The organism is Bacteroides cutis, from assembly GCF_900241005.1.
In the GTDB taxonomy this organism is placed as follows: domain Bacteria; phylum Bacteroidota; class Bacteroidia; order Bacteroidales; family Bacteroidaceae; genus Bacteroides; species Bacteroides cutis.
In genome coordinates, this window is the sequence record NZ_OEST01000001.1 from 743,139 (window position 1) to 764,587 (window position 21,449).

Consider the following 21,449-nt stretch of genomic DNA (forward strand, 5'->3'; position numbering starts at 1 on the left):
TGAGTATGAAACGATTGATGTGGATAGTTTGCGCTTTATTGCTGACAGTAGGTGCAAACGCTCAGACTAAAGTCATAGAAAAGAGTGCCAAAAAAGTTCCGGGATGGTTGAACACGGCTGTGGACGATTATCTGATAGTTTCTGTTACTGCCAATTCGCTGGCAGACGGACAATCAAAAGCGCTGAATGAAATAACGGAACGGATTATCCAGGCAGTGGCAAACAATGTGTCTGTCTCTAAAAAGAATGTGATGTCCGAAGTGAACACGAACGGGAATATTGAGTCATCGGATGCCTTTATACAGGTTTCTAAAATGAAATCTGCTAATCTGCCTTTTCTGAAAGGCATTTCCCTTTCTAATGTGGAAGAAATTTATTGGGAAAAGGTACAGGACAAGGCTACCAAGAAGGAACATTATAATTATAATGTGAAATATCCGTTTTCAAGTGCTGAACAGCGGAAGTTGATTGCTGAGTTTGAAACGTTGGATGCGGAGAAAGTCGCGAAATACGAAACTTTAGAGCAAAAGTTGCACGAGATAGAATCGGTGGATGAGATTAAGCAGGCCATTGCCGAACTGAACACACTCTCTGAGTATTTCTTTGATGAAGTACGTTTGAGTCAGGTGAAAGGATTGATAGGACAGTACAATGATTTATATAAGTCTATTTCAGTGACGGGTACTTTCATTGAAGGCGGTAAGTACCAATGCCAGGTATTGCTGGAAGGTAATCCGGTAAAGGTATCTTCTACCCCGAAAGTGAAATCCAACTGTGCGAGTCAAATCAGTACCCGTCCTCAAGACGGTATGTTCATTATTTCTTATAATGCCCAAGACTGCCTGCCCGAAGAAGAGAATTTATTGGATATTACCTTTATCATCAACGGAAAACGTTACCAACATCAAGCTTTCTTGAGTGAAGCGGGTGGTGGGGTAGGTAGTGGTTCTTTTTCCGTGGTTCCCGAAGGAAAGATTATATTGATGGCTGATTCTGTAGTTGCTGTAAATAGAAAATTGTTTAATATCAATATCCGTTTGACGCTAAATAATCGTGGAGGTACACCCTTCGGACTGAAAGCATTGGAACTTCATGTGCCGGAGATTTCCACTCCTATCATCTTTGACGATATAGACGGTGTATACAAGACAAAAGGAATTGTACAGATTAAGGCGTTAGCCGAAGGAGAGTTCACTGCTAAGGAAAAGAAAGCTTCCGCATTCTCGTTTGTGCAGGGTTCTATTACTTTTGTCAATCCGGTGACGGGAGCAGTAGAACGCGCAAGGCTTTCTTTACCTTATGTAACTAACTGGGAATAAAAAAGGTATAATATTAATTGTTAAATTGAAATGATTATGAAAAAGAGTTTTATGTATTTCATGCTTATCTTTGCCGTTTTGTTCGGTGGAGTGGCAACTGCCGGTGCACAGTCTAAGGCATTAAAAAAAGATGTCAAAAAAAGAGTGAAAGAACTGAATAAGGAAGGTTGGAAGCCTTTGGCTAGTTCTTCTACTTTGGAATATGCTTTCACAAAGTATCGTACTTATTTGGAAGAAGATCCTGAGAACCGTATTGAACTGGTAGGTATCGCTATCGGAAAGAATGTGAAGATTGGTAGGGAAAATGCTATAATGAACGGTATCACCAGCTATGCTTCCAGAGCGAAGGCACAAGTTATTGGCAAAATGAAATCGTTGATGTCATCTTCTGCATCTGATACTTCGGAAGAAGAAATCGATAAGTTTGGTGCTGCTTATGAATCAGGTGTAAATACGAAAATTGCCGGTCTTGTCAAACAACATCTCGTTTTGGTGAAAGAAACTGGAGACGGAAACAAAGAATTCAATGTTTACATGTCTATTGATGAGGCTAAAGCCAAGAAAGCTCGTGAAGATGCTGCCCGTGAAGCCAGAAAGAAGGCCGCATTGGGCGAGTTGTCTCAGCAGGTAGAAGAATTTATAGGCGAACCGGTAGAACTTATGGAGTAATCTGAATATATGGATAGAGGTTGTGTCTTGTGGCTAAGGTTACAGGTATCAACCTCTTTTTTATTATTAAAATATATGCGATCATGAAGAAGACAGTATGTTTTGTTGTAGGGCTTTTTTTCTCTTTTATGGGGATGGCTCAGGAAAATAAAGATGACTTTTCCAACTTTATGAAGGAAGAGATGAAAGACTTCGACAAATTTATAGATGATGCCAATAAAGACTTCATCAACTTCATGCGCGAACCTTGGAAAGAGTTTGAGTCGGAAAAGCCTGTGATAAAAAGGGTAAAACCAGAACCCGAGAAACCCGTGATTTATGATAAGAAGACTGCGCCTAAACATGATAAGCCGGTTTGCTTGAGTATAGAAGAAATACTTGATATGACGACTGAAGCCGGTAAGCAGAAACCTGTGATACAGGTTGAGGAGGTTGATAAGATCACCTTTGATAAACCTGAAGTAATTGTTAAGAAGAAAAAGGAACCGACGGTAATTGTGGTCGAAGAAAAGGTAGTGGACAAGCCGGTTGTTAAACCCAAAAAGAAACCTGTTATAGAAGTAGTTGAAGAAAAACCTGCCGTTGAGGTTGTACCGGTTGTAGTACCGGTGGTAAAACCTGAGAAACCGGTGGCTACTCCTGTCAAGACTACACCGTTGTATGAAGGTGGAAGTAATCGTAACAAGATAATCTATGCCGGACAATCTTTTTATTTAAGTAATGCTTTAGCAGGTAAATGTAAATTGGGTACATTAAACGAAAATGCGATAGCAGATGCTTATGAGGCTTTATGCAGTGCCGATTATAAATCTTTATTAGAAGATTGTGCGCAGATAAAGAAAGATCTGCAATTGAATGATTGGGGAGTCTTTACCCTTATCAAACAAATATCCGATACTTATTGTAGTACGGAGAACGAAAGTATTGTGATGCAGCAGTTCATGCTGAACGAGATGGGTTACAAAGCTCGTATGGCAAGAAAAGCAACCGGTAATAAAATGATGTTGTTTGTTGCTACGGATTGTATGATTTATGCACGTCCTTATATCACGTTGAACGGACAAAACTATTATAATCTGAATGGGGTTAATGAACAATGTCAATTCTATATGTGTCAGAAAGACTCTCCCAAAGCGAAGAATAGGGTCGGTATGCTTCTGCAATCTGCTCCCAACTTTCCGGGTGCTGTTTCAACCTCTACTCATCAAGCGAAAGGAAGTGTTGCAAAAGTGACGGTGGATGTACCCAAACCTTTGATGGATTTTTACAAGAATTATCCTCAATGTGATTATAAAGTTTACTTCAATGCGGCCGTCAATAAAGGCATGGAAAAGACAATCCTCTCCTCTTTGGCTCCTTTGGTACAAGGGAAGAATGAAGCTGATGCCGCCAATATTTTGATAAACTTTGTCCAGACTGCCTTTCAGTATCAGAGAGATGAACAGCAATTTGGCTATGAGAAGCCTTTTTTTGTAGAGGAACTTTTCTATTATCCGTATTCTGATTGTGAAGATCGTGCCATGCTATACTCTTACTTGGTAAGAAAACTGTTGGGGCTTGATGTTGTACTTTTAGACTATCCTGACCACATAGCCACTGCAGTTCGTTTCAAAGGGAATGTAGGTGGCGATTATGTCATGGTAGGAGGACAGAAATACATTGTTTGCGATCCTACGTATATAGGAGCTTCCATCGGAATGACGATGCCTCAGTTTAAAACAGTGGCGGCTAAAGTGCTGAAATATTAAGTGATTATTAGATATCAGGAACTTACACCTGATATCTAATAATAAATTCATTCAATCAAAACCATTTTATTTTTCTGAACCATATAAATGTCAGGGCTGACAGTACCGCCGACAGTAGGATGATAAGCATGAAGGCATGTGGAAAGTTTTCCAGATGGATATTGACGTTCATCCCATAGAAACTGGCTATCAACGTGGGAATCATCAGTGTGATGGAAAGGCTGGTCATACGTTTCATGATGGCATTTACATTGTTGGAGATAATGGAGGCAAAAGCATCCATTGTACCTGTAAGGATATCACTATAAATATTCACTGTATTATAGGCCTGTTTCAGTTCAATAACTACATCCTCCAGTAATTCCAGATCCAGAAAATTCGTATCTTGGAATATATTCTTCAGTCGGCCTATCATTACTTCATTACCACGGATAGAAGTATTGAAGTAGACCAGCGTCTTTTGTAACTTCATCAGTTGCAGGAGGTCTTCGTTACGGATACTTTTTTCCAGTTCTTTTTCTGCGGTAGCTACATCGTTGTTTATTTGTTTCAGATATTTCAGATACCAGACGGCGGAAGAGTAGATTAACCGCAAGATTAAATCCAGTTTATTCCTTACAATAATCGCTTTTCGTTGGGTATGTTGGATAAAATCCGGTATCAGTTCGGTGTGATGATAGCAAACGGAAACAATCGTTCCTTCATTTGTAATAATGCCGATAGGCACGGTAATAAACGGGATACCATGTTGATTACTTTGCATCGGTATACGTAAGATAGTCAACAGCCAGTTACCTTCTTTCTCCGTACGCGGGCGCTCATCCGTATCGGCTATGTCTTCCAGAAATGATTCGGGAACTTTCAGTTCTTGGGTAAGAAATTGGAAATCATTGTCATCCGGGCATTCTACATTTACCCAGCAGTTTGGTTTCCATTCGGCTTTTTCTACAAAGCCGTTTTCACTATAGAGATACTTTCTCATCGTTATTGCCTCCTTTCTTTAGATCCGAACAGAGGCATTGCGATCAACGTCTCCGTCCGCTTTAATTAGTAACACTATTGTACGTTCGTGGGTTTGAATCGTCCATGTTTTTCTATAATTTTATTAAAAGCGCCGTAAAAGTACGCAAATCAGATTAGTATACGTGCTTTTACGGCGCTTTTTTTAGGATTTCTTTGAATGATGCCGCTAAATTGTATATAAACAGAGTTTCACTTTTTTTATTTCGTGTTATTGAATCGTTTCTCTAGATATTGTTTTATATTATAAGAATCTAAATTCTCTTTGGAAATACTTCCGTCTTTTTCCACTAATTCATAATGAGGGATACCATTGAATTGGAACAATTGCCGTAAGTAATTAAATTCAGTTCCCGTGACATAGTAGCAAGCCTCTCCCTTTAAATGCTTTTCTACATACTGATCGTAAGCAGTTTTAGGAGACTCTTTTTCTCCACTGATATAGATAAATTGAAATTCCGGGTGATTTTTGTATTTTTTTCGTAACTCTGCCGTTGCTTCTATGCCTCCACGACATGGTGCACAGGTGGTAGCCCAGAAGTCCACAAACAACACTTTACCCGGATGATTCCGGATGATATTACGGAAAATATCGGTAGCTTTGCCCTCTGGTAACTGATAGGACATTTTCCCTTCTTCGGGATGTGACTCCCTTAGTAATTCTTCGGCTGCTGTTATTAAAACCGGTTCAGTCATTTCTTTCTTAAGACCTTCAACGTACTCGCGGGCCACTTTGTCTGTCTTTATACTCTGCAGTTCGTATTTAAGTTTGCGCACTTTGGATATCTGCCAGAGCAAGGGATTGGCTTTATCGCACAACACATTAATAATAGAGTCTTTACAAAGTCTCATGCTTTTATTCAGGTCTGCCGTGTACTTGTCAATTTCAGTTTGTGTACTAATGTTGTTTATATTCTGCATTCTTATCAGCTGGTAGGCTTTTGTTAACGGGTTCATATATTCAAATCTGTTAATGAATATATTCACATTGGGACCGACGAGCATTGTTTTGTCATTGGCCGGTATTTCTTTTAAGAAGTCATAGTAGGAATTATCTTCCTGTACTTTCAAAACTTTGTTTGTAGAGTCTTGTCGGGCGTAATAAGGTCTGCTCATAAGGAAATTGAGCATTGTTTCTCCAATTTCTTGTGATATGGTATTTCGGATAAGACTTGTGGCTTTTTCTGAAACTCCATAGATATGCTCCAATGAATCACCGATTTGTTTCCATTGAATAGTAAAAGGCCGGAAATGTTCTTTAAACTGGTTAGGGGTCAATGTCTTTTGAGACTTTGATAAATCATTATAGTTGTATGTAATCAGCTTTTTGAGATTATTGGCCAAATAGGATAATGAAGCGCATTTTCCCATGTAAGCTGTGTTTTTAAGGGGGAAATTAGAGTCACGTGCACGTCTTTGTGCAAGTATGTCTTCCCAGTGAATGCACATGGTGAGAGTTTCTCCCGGTTCAATGTAGAATGGAATCCAACTGTTACCGATTGTTGCGAATTGGCAGACAGGGTGTTTTATGAAGAATTTACAATGGAAACTACCGTCAGGGTTAATTTGTATAACGGTAGGGTAGTCATTGCGTGTCATTTCATCGGATAGATAAATCATGCCTGTCTCAAATCCCAAACGGGGGTCGTAGTTGTTGATATAACCTTGCAGAAGTGCACTGTCTGTATGGAAAAAGTCTTGATAACCCTTATCTGCCGTAACGAGAGAGGTTAAACTCCTTTTTTGTGTATATACAGCTTTGGCAGCATGATTGACTGATATTTTACAGTCTCCGTTTTTCTGGGGAGTAAACAGGAGAGAGACTATAGTTCCGTCCTGTTTATCTTTCATGGTCAGTTCAATACGTTTCCCCTTTTTACGGATGTTTTCGTTTCTATATATCCGGTTCTGCATGATGGATATGGAGTCGTAAATGCCAAATTCCCATTTATTGGGTTGTTCTGTACTGAACCAATTGCCTTTGATGCTTTCCAGGGGATTTACTTTTCCTACTTTTTGTGGTACGAGTGAAATGTCATACGTATTGCTTTCTATTCCGTCCGGATCCAGAAGATGGATTGTCCGGGTTTCTTTGGGTAATGGTTCGTATAGGATAACATAATCCATTTCCCCCGATTCGGGCATATAAACTTTTTTATTAGTTTCAATGCCTTCCGTACCTTTGAATTTATACTTTTCCCCGGTATCGGCATCTTCCAGGTAAGAGCTCTCTTGCACCATAATCCACCAGTGGGGGCGAAAGATGACATGTATATATACGCGTGTGCTTTCGGGGGTACGTTCAATGCGGCTGATGTTACGGATACTGCCAGAGCGGGCTTTGAATGTTGGATTGTCGATGGTTTGTGCGGCAAGCATGCCGGATAGCATAAACAAGATGCACAGTGTTATGATTCTCATAATATTATAGGTTTTATATGTTTTTATTGTGTTTCTACAAGGAGAGAACAATGTCTCTTATATCTTTACATAGATTAGATATCAGTTTAATTCATACATTTTGACCCAATCTATTTCCATTTTTACCGGATATTCTTTGGGATCGGCTTTCCCGACCCATGTCCCTTCGATTTGCATATCTATCAAAAGGTAGAAGGGGGTTCCGAACGGATACTGTCCTTTTTTGTTGGTTTCTATGCGTGGGTATGTGAATGTTTGCCGGTCATTGATGGAGAATATCAGGCTGTCGGGGAGTATTTCTACGGCATATACATTGAATTTATCCGGATCGATCGGTCCTGTCGCCCCTTGTTTGGGATTCGTTATTTCCTTCAGTACATAGGTATAGTAAGAGTGCACCGTTTGATAGGCAATGGAATCGTGATTCAATCGTTCCATGATATCTATTTCCCCTCCATCGGGCCATTTGCCTTGGTTGGGTAACATCCAGATAGCCGGCCATGCGCCTTTGGCTCCTTGGAGGCGTGCTTTGACTGCTACTTTCCCGTATGTGATTGTTTTTTTGTCTTTGGTATATATACCACCTGTGATATATGAGGAAGGATCTTCGGGAATAATACCTTTGTTTTCCCTTCCGTAAAGAATCATTTTCCCTTTTTTAACCTTATACAAACTGGGGTGAGAAGACATTTTCCTGTTCCAATCGGAGTTACCCCGGGGAATTTTGCTCCAATAGTCCTCGTTGATCTGTTTCCCTCGAAAGTTCTCTTGCCATACCAGTTTATATTCCGGTTGCTGGGCGGATAGGCTGCCTGCCACAAAAAGGGCACAAACCAAAATGATGTTTTTCAGATGTTTCATAAAGCAAAATGGTATTTTTGAATTTTGAGTAAATTTATGAATAAGTATTGAAATTTGCTCTATTCATGCGAATGTTCTTTTTATGATTCCTTATTTTTTGTTCCAACCATTTTTTTAACAGGCTCTATAAACGTTTAAGTAATCATCTTTTTTTGTACCTTTGCAACCGGAAAACAGAATGATAATTTAAACAAAAATAGTATGAGTAAGAAAGCCCTTTTAATGATTCTTGATGGCTGGGGTGTAGGCGATCAAGGTAAAGATGATGTGATTTTCAACACACCTACTCCCTATTGGGATTCTCTTTTAGCTACTTATCCGCACTCACAGTTGCAGGCTAGTGGTGAGAATGTAGGTTTGCCCGACGGACAGATGGGCAACTCGGAAGTAGGTCATCTCAATATCGGTGCCGGACGTATTGTTTATCAGGATTTGGTGAAAATCAACCGAGCTTGTACCGACAACAGCATTATGAAGAATTCGGAAATCGTTTCTGCTTTCTCTTATGCCAAAGAAAATGGTAAAAATATCCACTTCATGGGATTGACTTCCAATGGTGGTGTACACAGCTCTTTTGACCATCTGTTCAAACTCTGTGATATATCGAAAGAATATGGCATCGAAAATACTTTCATCCATTGCTTTATGGATGGCCGTGATACTGACCCGAAGAGTGGTAAAGGTTTCATTGAGCAACTTACTGCGCATTGCGAAAAGTCAGCCGGTAAGATTGCTTCTATCGTAGGCCGTTTCTATGCAATGGATCGTGATAAACGTTGGGAACGTGTAAAAGTAGCATACGACTTGCTGGTAAACGGTGAAGGAAAGGTCGCTTCCGATATGGTTCAAGCCATGCAGGAATCGTATGATGAAGGTGTGACTGATGAATTCATCAAACCGATTGTCAATGCCAATGTGGACGGAACAATCAAGGAAGGCGATGTTGTGATCTTCTTCAACTACCGTAACGACCGCGCTAAGGAGCTGACCATTGTCTTGACTCAACAAGATATGCCGGAACAGGGTATGCATACCATTCCGGGATTACAGTACTACTGTATGACTCCCTATGATGCATCGTTCAAGGGTGTTCACATCCTTTTCGATAAGGAAAATGTTCAGAATACACTTGGTGAGTATTTGGCGGCCAATGGTAAGACTCAGCTTCACATTGCCGAAACAGAGAAATACGCTCACGTGACATTCTTCTTCAATGGTGGTCGTGAAACTCCGTATGAAGCCGAAGAACGTATCCTCGTTCCTTCCCCGAAAGTTGCTACTTATGACTTGAAACCGGAAATGAGCGCTTACGAAGTGAAAGACAAACTGGTTGAGGCTATCAATACCAAGAAATTCGATTTCATCGTTGTAAACTATGCGAACGGTGATATGGTAGGTCATACCGGTATTTACGAAGCTATCGAGAAAGCTGTAAAGGCTATCGACGAATGTGTGAAAGATACCGTAGAAGCTGCTAAAGCTAATGATTACGAAGTTATCATCATTGCCGACCACGGTAACGCCGACCATGCGTTGAACGAAGACGGTACTCCGAACACCGCTCACTCCTTGAATCCCGTACCGTTTGTTTACGTAACAGCCAATAAGGATGCTAAAGTAGAAAACGGTGTATTGGCTGATGTTGCTCCATCTATTCTTCATATTTTGGGAATGAAGCAACCGACGGAGATGACAGGAAAAGACTTGATAAAATAATATTATCAGAGTTATGAAATAGGAGGGTGTATCTCGTTGAAGTGCACCCTCTTTTTGTATCCCGGCTATCTGGATGCATCTACTTCGTAAGTATTCCTTCTTGATTTTTTATAATAAAATTCATAGCCACACTTCTTACAGGTGTAGTTCTCTTTCCAGTTGGTAACGTGGCTACGTGTTTTGTATTTTTCACGATTATAATAGTCGGTTCTTGTGTTTCCCGATTGTTCGGAATGGCTATACTTATCGCGTGTCTGAGTGTCCGACTGAAAGATGGTACTGTTTTGGTGGCTATTGCCGCGGTCTATTAATGAACGGACACTATGACATCGAGGGCAACGGCTACTTTCCACCCCGCTGGTTACAAAAATGAAACCTCCTATCATGAATCCGGCGAAAAAGGCTGTTTGGAGGATAACGATAATCCAGTCTTCATCGTAACAGAGCCCGATGGTCATGACGTAAAATGTAAATATAACCATGAGTTTGCCGATCCAGCTGACAATAAAGTTAGGTAACGGCTTTATGTAGAAGAATACCCACCGATTGATCCATGACGGCAGGAATGCGAGGAAGCCGAAGAATAGTATGAGAAGAATGCCGCTTACGATTTCTCTTACCTGCCTACCCCCCAATTGATATAGATTGAAGAAGCTGAAGCGTGGGAAGATGTAATAGTCGTTCCCGGCAGTAATCATGAATGGCTTCCATTTGGATATGGCGATAAAATGAACTCTCATGAGAGCTGGTCGTACCTATATGCTGATAGCAGGCAATCCGGTCATTGCCTGTTTTGATTACGCTCTGTGCTGGCTTCAAAATTTGTTCTACTTCCTGAAAACTCTTTCCTGTAAGTTCTTTCTTAAGATAGTTCAACGAAAGATATCTTCCTGCGAAGGTTTCGGTCATTGGCAACTTAGGTAAGATTTTCATATCCAGTTCTTTGTAGGAATATTCCTTAAGTTCGTTTTGTGAAGTCCTGCCATATAGTACTAACTTTTTTTCTTTTCCTTTAACCCCTATTTTCTCAATCGTTACACTGTCCTTTTTGTTGTCCTTCAATGCTAAACGTCTACTGATGATAATTTCCGGGAGAGGGCACAAAAGGCGGGTACTGTCTGCTAATTCGATGACGCACGGCACACTGGCTGTGAACCATTCTTCGTGAGACAAGTCGAATTTACGATCAAAGCTTATAGCCAGTACTTTTACTTTTGTTCCTGTGGGGATTGTTCTTTTGCGTTCCTTCTTGTTCTTTTGGGACAGAGTGTCAGGCAAGGAAGTTTCATGGGGCATGAGGATACATACAGCATAATTGCAAAAAGAGATGTTGATAGTGATGGATGGATTGCTTTCATGATATTAGTAGTTTGTTTTTTGCCGGAGATAAGTAAAAATTCGAGAAAAGAAAGAAGGTTATATCTGTTTTGTTTGTGGGTAATGATAGGTTATTGTACTTTTGCAGTCAATTTTGGAAATATCTGGACTTATGATACAAATAGGCGATGTTGTAGTCTCTTTCGATGTGCTGCGTGAAAAGTTTCTTTGCAATTTAGATGCATGTAAAGGTGCCTGTTGCATAGAAGGTGATGCCGGAGCGCCCGTTGAGTTGGAAGAAGTAGAAAAGTTGGAAGAGATATTACCGGTGATTTGGGAAGAACTTGCTCCCGAAGCACGTGCTATAATAGAGAAGCAAGGGGTAGTTTATACTGATCAGGAAGGAGACCTGGTTACCTCCATTGTAAATGGTAAAGACTGTGTGTTTACTTGCTATGATGATAAAGGTTGTTGTTATTGTGCCATAGAAAAGGCGTATAGAGCGGGAAAGACGGATTTCTATAAACCCGTTTCCTGTCATTTATATCCTATCAGGGTAGGAGATTATGGTTCTTATAAGGCTGTGAACTACAATCGGTGGGATGTTTGCAAAGCGGCTGTATTGTTGGGTAAAAAAGAAGACCTGCCCGTTTTTAAGTTTTTGAAAGAACCGTTGATACGTAAGTTCGGTGAAGATTGGTATGCGGAACTGGAGTTGGTAGCAGAAGAAATGAAGAAACAGAATATATTGTGATAAATGATGATTTCCCGCGGTATCTTTTTGGATTCCCTTTTATCACAATAAAGAAAAGCTCCGGTCAACAGGGATTTCCTGTCCGTCCGGAGCTTCTTCGTTGTAAGATGTGAGGTTAGTTAATAAAAACGTATTTAGGAATTTGCCTTCCGGCATTTCCCCTTGTTAAGCGTCTATATTTGCATAGGTTGCATTAGCTTCAATGAAATCGCGGCGCGGGCTAACATCTTCACCCATCAGCATGGAGAAGACATAATCTGCTTCGGCGGCACTTTCAAGATGTACCTGCTTCAGCATACGGTTTTCCGGATTCATGGTTGTTTCCCATAACTGTTCCGGATTCATCTCACCCAAACCTTTGTAACGTTGGGTATGAATTGCATTTTCCGAACCGCCACCGTAAGTGTCGATAAACTTCTGACGCTGTTGGTCTGTCCAACAATATTCTTTTACCTTGCCCTTTGTGCAAAGATAGAGCGGAGGAGTAGCAATATACAGATACCCTTGTTGGATAACTTGTGGGAAGTAACGGAAGAAAAGCGTCATAATCAACGTGTCGATGTGAGAACCATCGACATCGGCATCGGTCATAATAATCACTTTTTTGTAGCGCAACTTATCTATATTCGCCTCTTTGCTGTCTTCGCTGTCTACACCGAAACGTATACCCAATGCTTGGATGATGTTATTTACTTCGTCGCTTTCGAATGCTTTATGCCACATGGCTTTCTCTACATTCAGGATTTTACCGCGAAGCGGCAGAATGGCTTGGAACGTGCGGTTACGTCCTTGCTTGGCAGAACCGCCTGCCGAGTCACCCTCGACCAAGAACAATTCACATTCATCCGGATCCTTGCTGGAACAGTCGGCCAACTTACCCGGCATACCACCGCCTGACATCGGTGACTTGCGTTGTACCGATTCGCGGGCTTTACGGGCAGCAACACGGGCGGTGGCGGCAAGAATTACTTTTTCTACAATCAGTTTGGCTTCTTTAGGATGTTCCTCCAGATAATAATTCAAGGCCTCACCCACTGCTTGATTGACAGCACCACTTACTTCGCTGTTACCCAGCTTCGTTTTGGTCTGCCCTTCAAATTGGGGTTCAGCTACTTTTACGGAGATAACGGCTATCAGACCTTCACGGAAGTCTTCACCTGATATTTCCACTTTGGCTTTCTCCAATTGTTTAGCGCAGGTGTCTTCGCCATATTTCTTCAATACACGTGTCAGTGCGGCACGGAAACCGCCTTCGTGCGTACCGCCTTCTTTGGTATTGATGTTGTTAACGTAAGAGTGCAGATTTTCGCGGTAACCAGTATTGTACATGATGGCACACTCGATGGGTACACCTGCTTTTTCTGTATTCAGATAAATTACATCATCAAAGAGTGGTGTGTTATTACTGTTCAGGTAACGCACAAATTCTTTCACACCTTCTTCGGAATGGAATAGTTCGGTTTGCGGATTGCCTTCTTCATCTTTTGTACGGAGGTCGGTCAGCGTAATGCTGATACCCTTGTTCAGATAAGCAAGTTCGCGTAGGCGTGACTGAAGAGTGCTGTATTTGTATTCGGTAACAGTGAAGATACTATCATCCGGCCAAAAGACCTGCTTGGTACCTGTGAGAGATAGATCGCAAGTCCCTACTTCCTTAACGGAATACAACGGCTTGCCGAATTCGTATTCTTGCTGGTAAATCTTGCCGTTACGGAACACCTGGGTAGTCATGTGTTTGGAAAGCGCGTTTACGCACGATACACCCACACCGTGAAGACCGCCGGAAACCTTATAGGAACCTTTGTCGAATTTACCACCGGCATGTAGTACGGTCATTACAACTTCTAATGCGGATTTTTGTTCTTTTTCGTGGAAGTCTACGGGAATACCGCGCCCGTTGTCTTGTACGGTGATGGAGTTGTCTTCGTTGATGGTGACCTCAATGTGGTCGCAGTAACCAGCCATTGCTTCGTCAATGGAGTTATCTACTACTTCATACACCAGATGGTGCAAGCCGTTTTCGCTGATGTCGCCGATATACATGGCGGGACGTTTACGTACAGCCTCTAAACCTTCCAATACTTGGATGTTGCTGGCCGAATAATTGTTTTCGCCGTTTATCTTTTCTTCTTCAGTCATAATCTAATTTTACTTAATGTAATAACAGAGCAAATATAGTGAAATTTCTTGAGATAGGATGCTAAACGAATAGAGAAATTTGGGTCGTTTACGGCTTTTTTGCACCGTGGAAAATGGTAGGGGGATATGCCGGATGGATGGTTAGAACGCAAAGAAAGCCGGACTGAAAAGTCCAGCTTCTTATATCTTTTGTGTAATCGGTTTGCTTAACCCAACTTATTGATGTAAAGCGCCAACTTAGATTTTAAGTTGTTTGCTTTGTTTTTGTGAATAACATTAGTCTTTGCCAATTTATCCAACATTTTTGTAAGTGCGGGAAACATAGCTGTAGCTTCAGCTTTATCTGTAGTCGCACGAAGCTTACGAACAGCATTTCTCATGGTTTTGCCATAATATCTGTTGTGAAGTCTTCTGGTTTCTTCTTGTCTGATTCTCTTCAGTGATGATTTGTGATTTGCCATCTCGACTAATCTTTTTTAATTCGTTTATTTTTTTAATTGTAGCCCGTGGGGGAATCGAACCCCCCTTTCAAGAATGAAAATCTTGCGTCCTAACCGATAGACGAACGGGCCATCCTGTAGTGAGCGTTTCCGCTCTTGCATCCGGCATTTCTTTCGTTTGCGGTTGCAAAGGTAGAAACTATTTTTGAATTACCAAAACATTCCTAAGAAAAAATAATACTATTCTTCTCTATTTTTGTGTTTTCTTCGTTTTATTATTTGATTATCAGTGCGATATGTGCTTTCATTTTTTTATCCTTTTCCTATCGTTTTTTTATTTCTTCCTGTTTCTTCTGCATTGTTTCGTTCTTTTTTTATAGCTTTGTTATCGGATTGAAATCAGATAAGAAACCGGAAATGTTACAGAAAACGCTGGGTATTGTGTTGCATACCCTTAAATACAAAGATACCTCTATGATTGTAGATATATATACGGAGGTAGTCGGAAGGGCGTCTTTTATGGTGTCTGTACCCCGTTCGCGCAAGGCGGCAGTGAGGCCGGTACTTTTCCAGCCATTGGCTTTAGTGGAGTTGGAAGCCGATTTCCGTTCCAATACCTCTATATATAAGATAAAGGAGGCAAAGTCTTTTTATCCGTTTTCCACGCTCCCTTACGATCCTTATAAATCTGCCATTGCCCTTTTTCTCTCGGAATTTCTGTACCGGGTTGTTCGTGAGGAGACGGAGAACCGTCCCCTCTTTGCTTATCTGCAACATTCCATCATCTGGTTGGACGAATGCCGTGCGGGATTTACCAATTTTCATTTGGTCTTTCTGATGCGTTTGTCCCGGTTTCTCGGTTTGTACCCCAATCTGGAAAATTATTCCAACGGCGATTATTTTGATTTGCAGAATGCGTGCTTCACTTCATTGCGTCCGCAACTTCATTCTCACTATATCGGTCCCGAAGAATCTTCCCGCCTGACGATGCTGATGCGCATGAATTATGAAACCATGCATCTTTTCACGATGAACCGTACAGAGCGTGCGCGTTGTCTGATGATAATGAATGAGTATTACCGTTTGCATCTGCCGGATTTCCCCATATTGAAGTCTTTGGAAGTACTGAAAGAGTTATTCGATTAGTCTGTGTTCATCTATTCCCGTTCCCATGAAGGGTTACTTCCGTTTCTATAAAGAGAAACGCCCGTTCCCATTGTAGGAAACTGCGGTTCCCATTGTAGGAAACTGTCGTTTCCATTAACGGAAATTCTTGTTCCCATGAAAGGAAACGCTCGTTCCCTATGGGCAGGAAACTTCATGGCATTCTTTACCAGTGCAATAGGTGTAGTGTTTGGAGTGAGAAAAGCGAGAGGATTTAGTGGATAAATGAGCTTAATATAGAGTAATGGCAGCCCTCACGCAGGATAAGGATAAGTTTTGGGGAAGAGGAGGCAGAAAAAACTTGCCGCCATCCTTAACGATAATTTTTAGGAATTTATCGCAAAAGGATGGCGGCAAGTTATGGTATAAACGACTTTTGTTTCAGCGTTTTTTTTATCCCAGCAGTTCCTTTACTTTGGCTGAGATGGCACGACCTTCGGCAAGTCCGGCGAGCTTTTTGCTGGCTACGCCCATTACTTTACCCATGTCTTTGCCACTTGTGGCACCTGTTTCGGCAATGATTTCTTTCAAGGCAATTTCCAGTTCTTCAGGGGTCATTTGCTTGGGCAGATAGGCTTCCATCACTTTTACTTGCGCCATCTCGGCATCTGCCAAATCCGTACGGCCTTGTTCTATATACATTCCGGCGGAGTCTTTACCTTGCTTTACTAGTTTTTGGATAATCTTCAAAGCATCTGCATCGCTAAGAGTATCGTTTGCTCCCGGAGCGGTTTTAGCTTCAAGGAACACTTTCTTTACATTTCTCAAGGCGTCGAGAGCTACTTTGTCTTTGGCTTTCATTGCGGTTTTAATGTCTTCGCTGACTTTCTCAAATAAGTCCATAAGATATATTGTTTTAAAGTTGTTTTATAGTTATCATTTAGAAAGTGATAATTCCCCCTTCACCGGTTCCTGCTTCCGTCTCTTGTGCCTCTTTAGTAGCAAGTTGCCCCTCTTCTTCGGCTTTGGTCTTGATGGCGGCGAGTGTACTCTTGTCGCGTGTATAAGTGGGGGAATTTTCTACCATGCTGATGATGTCGGCATTATCCAAGTCTTCGGGATTGAAGAGATAGATGTGGCGACGTCGGGTACGTTGGTATTTGATGTTGGCATCCTTGCCGTAATACACTTCGCGGCGGCTACGTTTCTGTTCTTCTTCCTCCTCCAGTTCGGCAAGGCGCTTTTGTTCTTCGGCGGTACGCTGTGTGATGCGGTCGTCCATTTCCTTCATGTGGATATCCTGGATACCGAAACCGGTGGCAAGCAAGGTAATCTTCACTTTTTGTTCCAGTTTGTCATCGATAGCCATACCGAATTTGGTCTCGAAGTCGCGGCTGAATCGGTTCATGAATTCTTTAACCTCGTCCATTTCACTCATCATCAGTTTATGTTGTGAACTGTAGGAGATATTGAGCAATACCTTCTTGGAGTTGAAAATATCATTGTTGTTCAGCAATGGAGAATGTTGGGCGTTCTGGATAGCCATGCTTACACGGTTGTCTCCTTCACCATATCCGGTACTCATGATGGCTACACCGCCGTCTTTCAGTACGGTCTTGACGTCGTTGAAGTCGAGATTGACCTTTCCGTGCAGGGTGATGATCTCAGCAATGCTTTTGGCGGCTACCGAGAGCGTATCGTCTGCCTTGTCGAAGGCATCGTCTACGGAGAGTTCACTGTATATTTCGCTCAGCTTTTCGTTGTTGATAACCAGCAATGCATCTACGTGCTTACTGATTTCCTCTACACCGTCCAGTGCCTGGTCTATCTTCTTGTCGCCTTCCCAACGGAACGGGATGGTGACGATACCGATGGTCAGTATATCCATTTCCTTGGCAGTCTGCGCGATGATGGGGGCGGCACCTGTACCCGTACCACCGCCCATACCGGCAGTGATGAATACCATTTTAGTACCGTCGTTCAGCATGTTTTTAATGTCTTCGATACTTTCTTCCGCAGCCTTGCGGGCACGTGCGGGACGATTGCCGGCACCCAGTCCTTCCTTACCCAGTTGTAACTTGACCGGTACAGGGGAGTCCTTCAATGCCTGGTTATCTGTGTTACACAGCACGAACGTCACATCATGTATACCTTCCCGGTACATGTGGTTTACGGCATTGCCGCCACCTCCACCCACACCAATGACTTTGATGATTTTCGGTGAGTCAGTCGGGAAATCGAATTGTACTATATCGTCCATAATAATTTAATTTTCTAATCCACTTTATTACTTCATGTCCTCGTCTGAGAAAATCTCGTTGGAGAGTTTGTTGAAAGTCTTTTCAAACCAGCTTGGACCTTTCTTCTTCTCTTTCTCCTTTTTCTCGCGCTCTTTACGTTCTTTCTCTCTGCGTTCTTTCTCTTCCTTCTCACGTTGTGCTTTGGCTGCGCGGGCAGCGGCTTCCTGTTCTTTCAGGGTTTCATCATCACCAAACATGTCAACAGGTTTGGGGGGTACGTTGCTGCTCGATTGTGCGGACTTGGTCTCTTGCATGCAGCAGTTTTCGTTACCGGCGGCAAGGAGTCCCAGCAGCGTATTCTGCATACCGTCTTTGCGAAGCACGTCGCTATAACCGTGGATGGTGTTATGCACAAACTTCACGGTTTTGACCTTGTCTATCTTGCTCAGTTTGCGGAACGCTTCTTCGGTGTTTTTAAGGTTGGCGCTGCCACCGGTAAAGATTACGCCGGAAAACAGCTTGTCTTCGTAACCGGACAACTGTAACTGGTTCCACACATTGGCGAGGATTTCTTCCGTGCGGGCTTCTACGATACTATTCAGAATAGCCAGTTCGATGGTACGTCCGTCTTCCAGCGTGCATACAACGGGTGTTTCCGTTTCTTCCTCTTCTTCGTAAAGAGCGTTGCCGTACTGCAGTTTCAGCTTTTCGGCATCTTCTTCTTCCATTTGAAGGGAGGTGATGTCACGGGTGATATTGTTTCCACCCAGCGGCAATACACTCAGGTAGCGGAGGATGTTATTTTTATATACGGAGATGGTAGTGGTATCGGCACCGAAATCTACCAAAGCACAACCCGACCGCATTTCATTTTCCGTCAATACGGCATTAGCTAAGGCGGTGGGGGCAATGAGTAAATCCGCAATCTCCACTTTGGCCGACTCAAAGCTGTATTCCAGGTTTTTTCTGAGCGAAGCACGGGCAACAATATTGAGGAACTGACCGGTGATATGTTGACCTGCTACCCCTACCGGATCTACTTGCAGGTTGTTGTCTATCTTATATTCCTGAGGGGCTACATCCAGTACACTCATGTCTGCCAGAGGAACTTCAAGATTTTCATCACAGATGGAGTCCACCAGTTCCTGCGAGATGATGCCTTCTTCTTCCAGTGTACGGCTTACCGCATTTTTGATTGTGCGCAGTGACTGCCCGCCGATGCCTACATATACTTTAGCGATAGAGTTGTTTAACTGGCTTTCCAGTTTGTTGATGATGGAAGTCAGGGCTTGTGCGGTTTTATCGATGTTGTAGATGATACCTTTGCGTATAAACGAAGAGGCATCTTCACGAGCATAAGCCAACACCTGGATACTTCCGTCACTGTTCTTCTTTCCGGCGATGCCGGAAATCTTGGAAGAACTCAACTCAATAGCGGCGATAAAATCTGTTGTTGCCATATCTATTTATTTACTGTTTAACGATTTACTATTTACTATTTACTGCATTACTCAAGAAGGAGTTATTCAACTATCAAAAATTTAGACTATTAAATCGTAAATAGCCAATCCTCTTATTTTCTTTTTGTGCAGATAATCTGGTTACCAAACTCAACGCTGATACGGGAGTATTTGTTCCAGCCCACCTGGTTTAATCCTTTTTCGTAAAAAGCCTTGACCCGCTTCAATTTCTGTTCAAAGCCGTCCAGCTTACCGAGGTAGATGATGTGATCACCGACACGCGGCACCAATTCGATATTTCTACCCGGCAGTACGTGAATTTGTTCAATCTGTGCATCCCAAAACAAATTCCTTTGCAAAAATACACCAAACTTATATAAATCCCTCATGGCAAACGACTTTTCTACATTTCCGGTTACAACTGCGAGGTGCGCCACACACTTTGCATCGGGTGGCATCACGGTACCTTTGTTGTCCAGATAGTAATTTTCGCCGTTGGAACTCATGATCCTCAAAATGGGAATACGCTGGGTTACTTCGATACAGAGCTTGCCACTGGGAGTCTTGTAACATTCCACGCGGTCGATAAGCGGATGTTTGGATAATATCTGTTCCAAAGTCTTGGTGCGGATGCGGTCCAGGTCTTTACCGATGGGGCTGATACCTTTCTTTTCCAGTATGGCGGCTACTTCCTTTTTCGTGATGAAGCCGGCATACACCGAGTCTTTGACAACCAGCTCTACATCACGGCACACCAGACCGGCAGGTTTTCGGTTGAAAGCGGTGATAGCCACTACCAGATAGGCAATGACAAGCAACAGGACGATAGAAAGTAAAATCCGTTTTATCATATCTTCATTCTCTGCTTGAGCAGTTCGGCTATTTCGGGTACATAATTATCAAGATCACCTGCTCCCAGTACTATCAATACCTCGATAGGTTTCTGAGATAGCAGGTTCAGTACTTCTTCTTTCTTGCAAATACATTTCTCGATGCCCGGGCGCAGATTGTCGTATATCAGACGGCTGGTGACACCGGGGATGGGTTGTTCGCGTGCCGGATAAATTTCCGTCAGGATTACCTCATCCAACAAAGACAAGCTGTCGGCAAAGTCTTTGTAGAAATCGCGGGTGCGGGTATAGAGATGGGGTTGGAAGATGGCGGTTATCTTCTTGTCTTGATACAACTCACGGATGGACTTCACGCTTTGAGCTATTTCGGCAGGGTGGTGGGCATAGTCACTGAGGAATACGATTTGATTGTTCTTCAATTTGAAGTCGAAACGGCGATCTACACCATGGAAGTTGGCCATACCTTGTTTTATTTCTTCGTCGGTAACTCCATTCAGGTGAGCAAGTGCCATGGCGGCTACACCATTTTCGATGTTGATACTGACGGGTACACCTAATTGGATATCATTGATACGGGTGTCCGGGGCAACAAAATCAATGAATATTTCACCATTTCCGATACGGATGTTCTCGGCATGAAAATCGCCTTCGTTACGGGAATAGGTATAGGTCTTGACACTCGGTTGTACCTCTGGTTTAACGGTCAGGCCTTTGTGAAGAATCAGGGCACCTCCCGGTTGGATAAGGGTAGTGTAGTGGCGGAAGCTTTCGAGATAGGCTTCTGCTGTTCCATAGATATCCAGATGATCGGGATCGGTAGCGGTGATAACACTCATATAGGGGGAAAGCCAATGGAAAGAACGGTCGAACTCATCAGCTTCGATGACAGTATAGGGACTGGTTTGTGACAGCAGAAGATTAGTACCGTAATTCTTGGAGATACCACCAAGGAAGGCGGTACAGCCTACGTGGGACTGATGTAACAGATGGGCGGCCATTGTACTGGTAGTGGTCTTTCCATGCGTACCGGCTACACAAAGTCCTTTGCTACTGCGGGTAATGATACCCAATACTTGAGAGCGTTTCAGTATCTCGAAACCGTTCTCGCGGAAATAGGCCAGTTCGGCATGCTCTTGCGGTACGGCGGGGGTATAGACTACTAAAGTCGTTACCGGATCTTTGCAGCTTTCGGGGATGAGGCTGGCGTCTTCTTTATAATGTATCTGGGCGCCTTCGGCTATCAGGTGTCCGGTCAGCTCGCTCGGAGTACGGTCGTAACCTGCAACAAACTTACCTTTGGAGAGGAAGTAGCGTATCAGGGCACTCATGCCAATGCCACCGGCACCGACGAAATAAACGGATTTGATTATATCTATATCTTTCATTGTTT

Annotated in this window: 18 protein-coding genes and 1 tRNA gene; 6 read left to right on the plus strand and 13 right to left on the minus strand. The window is 42.6% G+C overall.

Annotated features, from left to right (window positions below; genetic code table 11):
• Positions 1-5 precede the first annotated feature (5 nt).
• From C1A09_RS02840 to C1A09_RS02850, 3 genes are all read left to right on the plus strand, one after another.
• Entirely contained in the window at positions 6-1,319 is a 1,314-nt protein-coding gene (locus C1A09_RS02840) for a plethodontid receptivity factor PRF (RefSeq protein ID WP_101542441.1), read from the plus strand.
• 36 nt (positions 1,320-1,355) lie between these two features.
• Complete coding sequence (locus C1A09_RS02845; RefSeq protein ID WP_101542442.1) at positions 1,356-1,988, plus strand: hypothetical protein; 633 nt, start codon at positions 1,356-1,358, stop codon at positions 1,986-1,988.
• A gap of 83 nt (positions 1,989-2,071) precedes the next feature.
• On the plus strand, positions 2,072-3,736 hold the full coding sequence (locus tag C1A09_RS02850) for a hypothetical protein (protein ID WP_101542204.1): 1,665 nt from the start codon (positions 2,072-2,074) through the stop codon (positions 3,734-3,736).
• A gap of 55 nt (positions 3,737-3,791) precedes the next feature.
• On the opposite strand, the gene C1A09_RS02855 is transcribed toward C1A09_RS02850, so the two are convergent.
• The 3 genes from C1A09_RS02855 to C1A09_RS02865 form a co-directional block, all read right to left on the minus strand.
• Positions 3,792-4,718 carry a magnesium transporter CorA family protein gene (locus tag C1A09_RS02855; protein WP_101542205.1) on the minus strand — a complete coding sequence of 309 codons (927 nt, stop codon included), beginning with the start codon at positions 4,716-4,718 and terminating at the stop codon, positions 3,792-3,794.
• Positions 4,719-4,957: 239 nt separating this feature from the next.
• Positions 4,958-7,177 carry a thioredoxin-like domain-containing protein gene (locus C1A09_RS02860; RefSeq protein ID WP_101542206.1) on the minus strand — a complete coding sequence of 740 codons (2,220 nt, stop codon included), beginning with the start codon at positions 7,175-7,177 and terminating at the stop codon, positions 4,958-4,960.
• Between the two features lie 81 nt (positions 7,178-7,258).
• Positions 7,259-8,038 carry a glycoside hydrolase family 16 protein gene (locus C1A09_RS02865; protein ID WP_101542207.1) on the minus strand — a complete coding sequence of 260 codons (780 nt, stop codon included), beginning with the start codon at positions 8,036-8,038 and terminating at the stop codon, positions 7,259-7,261.
• 201 nt (positions 8,039-8,239) lie between these two features.
• Here C1A09_RS02865 and gpmI point away from each other — a divergent pair, with 201 nt between their 5' ends.
• A complete protein-coding gene (gpmI, locus tag C1A09_RS02870) occupies positions 8,240-9,754 on the plus strand; it encodes a 2,3-bisphosphoglycerate-independent phosphoglycerate mutase (RefSeq protein ID WP_101542208.1) in 1,515 nt (504 codons plus the stop codon).
• A 65-nt stretch (positions 9,755-9,819) separates the two neighbouring features.
• Here gpmI and C1A09_RS16215 read toward each other — a convergent pair whose 3' ends face one another.
• Positions 9,820-10,494, minus strand: coding sequence for a hypothetical protein (locus C1A09_RS16215; protein ID WP_158557809.1), 675 nt, complete (start codon positions 10,492-10,494; stop codon positions 9,820-9,822).
• Positions 10,379-11,050 (minus strand): hypothetical protein, encoded by a 672-nt coding sequence (locus C1A09_RS02880; RefSeq protein WP_101542210.1) that lies wholly within the window; start codon positions 11,048-11,050, stop codon positions 10,379-10,381. Before C1A09_RS02880 ends, C1A09_RS16215 begins: the two co-directional genes overlap by 116 nt.
• 193 nt (positions 11,051-11,243) lie before the next feature.
• Between C1A09_RS02880 and C1A09_RS02885 the strand changes: the two genes are divergently transcribed.
• Entirely contained in the window at positions 11,244-11,825 is a 582-nt protein-coding gene (locus C1A09_RS02885) for a DUF3109 family protein (protein WP_101542211.1), read from the plus strand.
• 165 nt (positions 11,826-11,990) lie between these two features.
• Here C1A09_RS02885 and gyrB read toward each other — a convergent pair whose 3' ends face one another.
• The 3 genes from gyrB to C1A09_RS02900 all read right to left on the minus strand — a co-directional run bounded on the left by gyrB (position 11,991) and on the right by C1A09_RS02900 (position 14,536).
• Positions 11,991-13,964 (minus strand): DNA topoisomerase (ATP-hydrolyzing) subunit B, encoded by a 1,974-nt coding sequence (gyrB, locus tag C1A09_RS02890; protein WP_101542212.1) that lies wholly within the window; start codon positions 13,962-13,964, stop codon positions 11,991-11,993.
• Positions 13,965-14,170: 206 nt separating this feature from the next.
• Positions 14,171-14,425, minus strand: a complete 255-nt coding sequence (gene rpsT, locus C1A09_RS02895; protein WP_101542213.1) for a 30S ribosomal protein S20 — start codon at positions 14,423-14,425, stop codon at positions 14,171-14,173.
• Between the two features lie 39 nt (positions 14,426-14,464).
• Positions 14,465-14,536: transfer RNA gene (locus C1A09_RS02900), tRNA-Glu, on the minus strand.
• Positions 14,537-14,821: 285 nt separating this feature from the next.
• Between C1A09_RS02900 and recO the strand changes: the two genes are divergently transcribed.
• Positions 14,822-15,550: a DNA repair protein RecO gene (gene recO, locus C1A09_RS02905; RefSeq protein ID WP_101542214.1), complete on the plus strand. Its 729-nt coding sequence runs from the start codon at positions 14,822-14,824 to the stop codon at positions 15,548-15,550.
• Positions 15,551-15,961: 411 nt separating this feature from the next.
• On the opposite strand, the gene C1A09_RS02910 is transcribed toward recO, so the two are convergent.
• From C1A09_RS02910 to murC, 5 genes are all read right to left on the minus strand, one after another.
• Positions 15,962-16,411: a GatB/YqeY domain-containing protein gene (locus tag C1A09_RS02910; RefSeq protein ID WP_101542215.1), complete on the minus strand. Its 450-nt coding sequence runs from the start codon at positions 16,409-16,411 to the stop codon at positions 15,962-15,964.
• A gap of 37 nt (positions 16,412-16,448) precedes the next feature.
• Entirely contained in the window at positions 16,449-17,768 is a 1,320-nt protein-coding gene (gene ftsZ, locus C1A09_RS02915) for a cell division protein FtsZ (protein ID WP_101542216.1), read from the minus strand.
• A gap of 27 nt (positions 17,769-17,795) precedes the next feature.
• Entirely contained in the window at positions 17,796-19,208 is a 1,413-nt protein-coding gene (gene ftsA / locus C1A09_RS02920) for a cell division protein FtsA (protein ID WP_101542217.1), read from the minus strand.
• Positions 19,209-19,321: 113 nt separating this feature from the next.
• Positions 19,322-20,059 (minus strand): cell division protein FtsQ/DivIB, encoded by a 738-nt coding sequence (locus C1A09_RS02925; protein WP_101542218.1) that lies wholly within the window; start codon positions 20,057-20,059, stop codon positions 19,322-19,324.
• Entirely contained in the window at positions 20,056-21,444 is a 1,389-nt protein-coding gene (gene murC, locus C1A09_RS02930; RefSeq protein WP_101542219.1) for a UDP-N-acetylmuramate--L-alanine ligase, read from the minus strand. The genes C1A09_RS02925 and murC overlap by 4 nt, the downstream gene beginning before the upstream one ends.
• Positions 21,445-21,449: the final 5 nt, after the last annotated feature.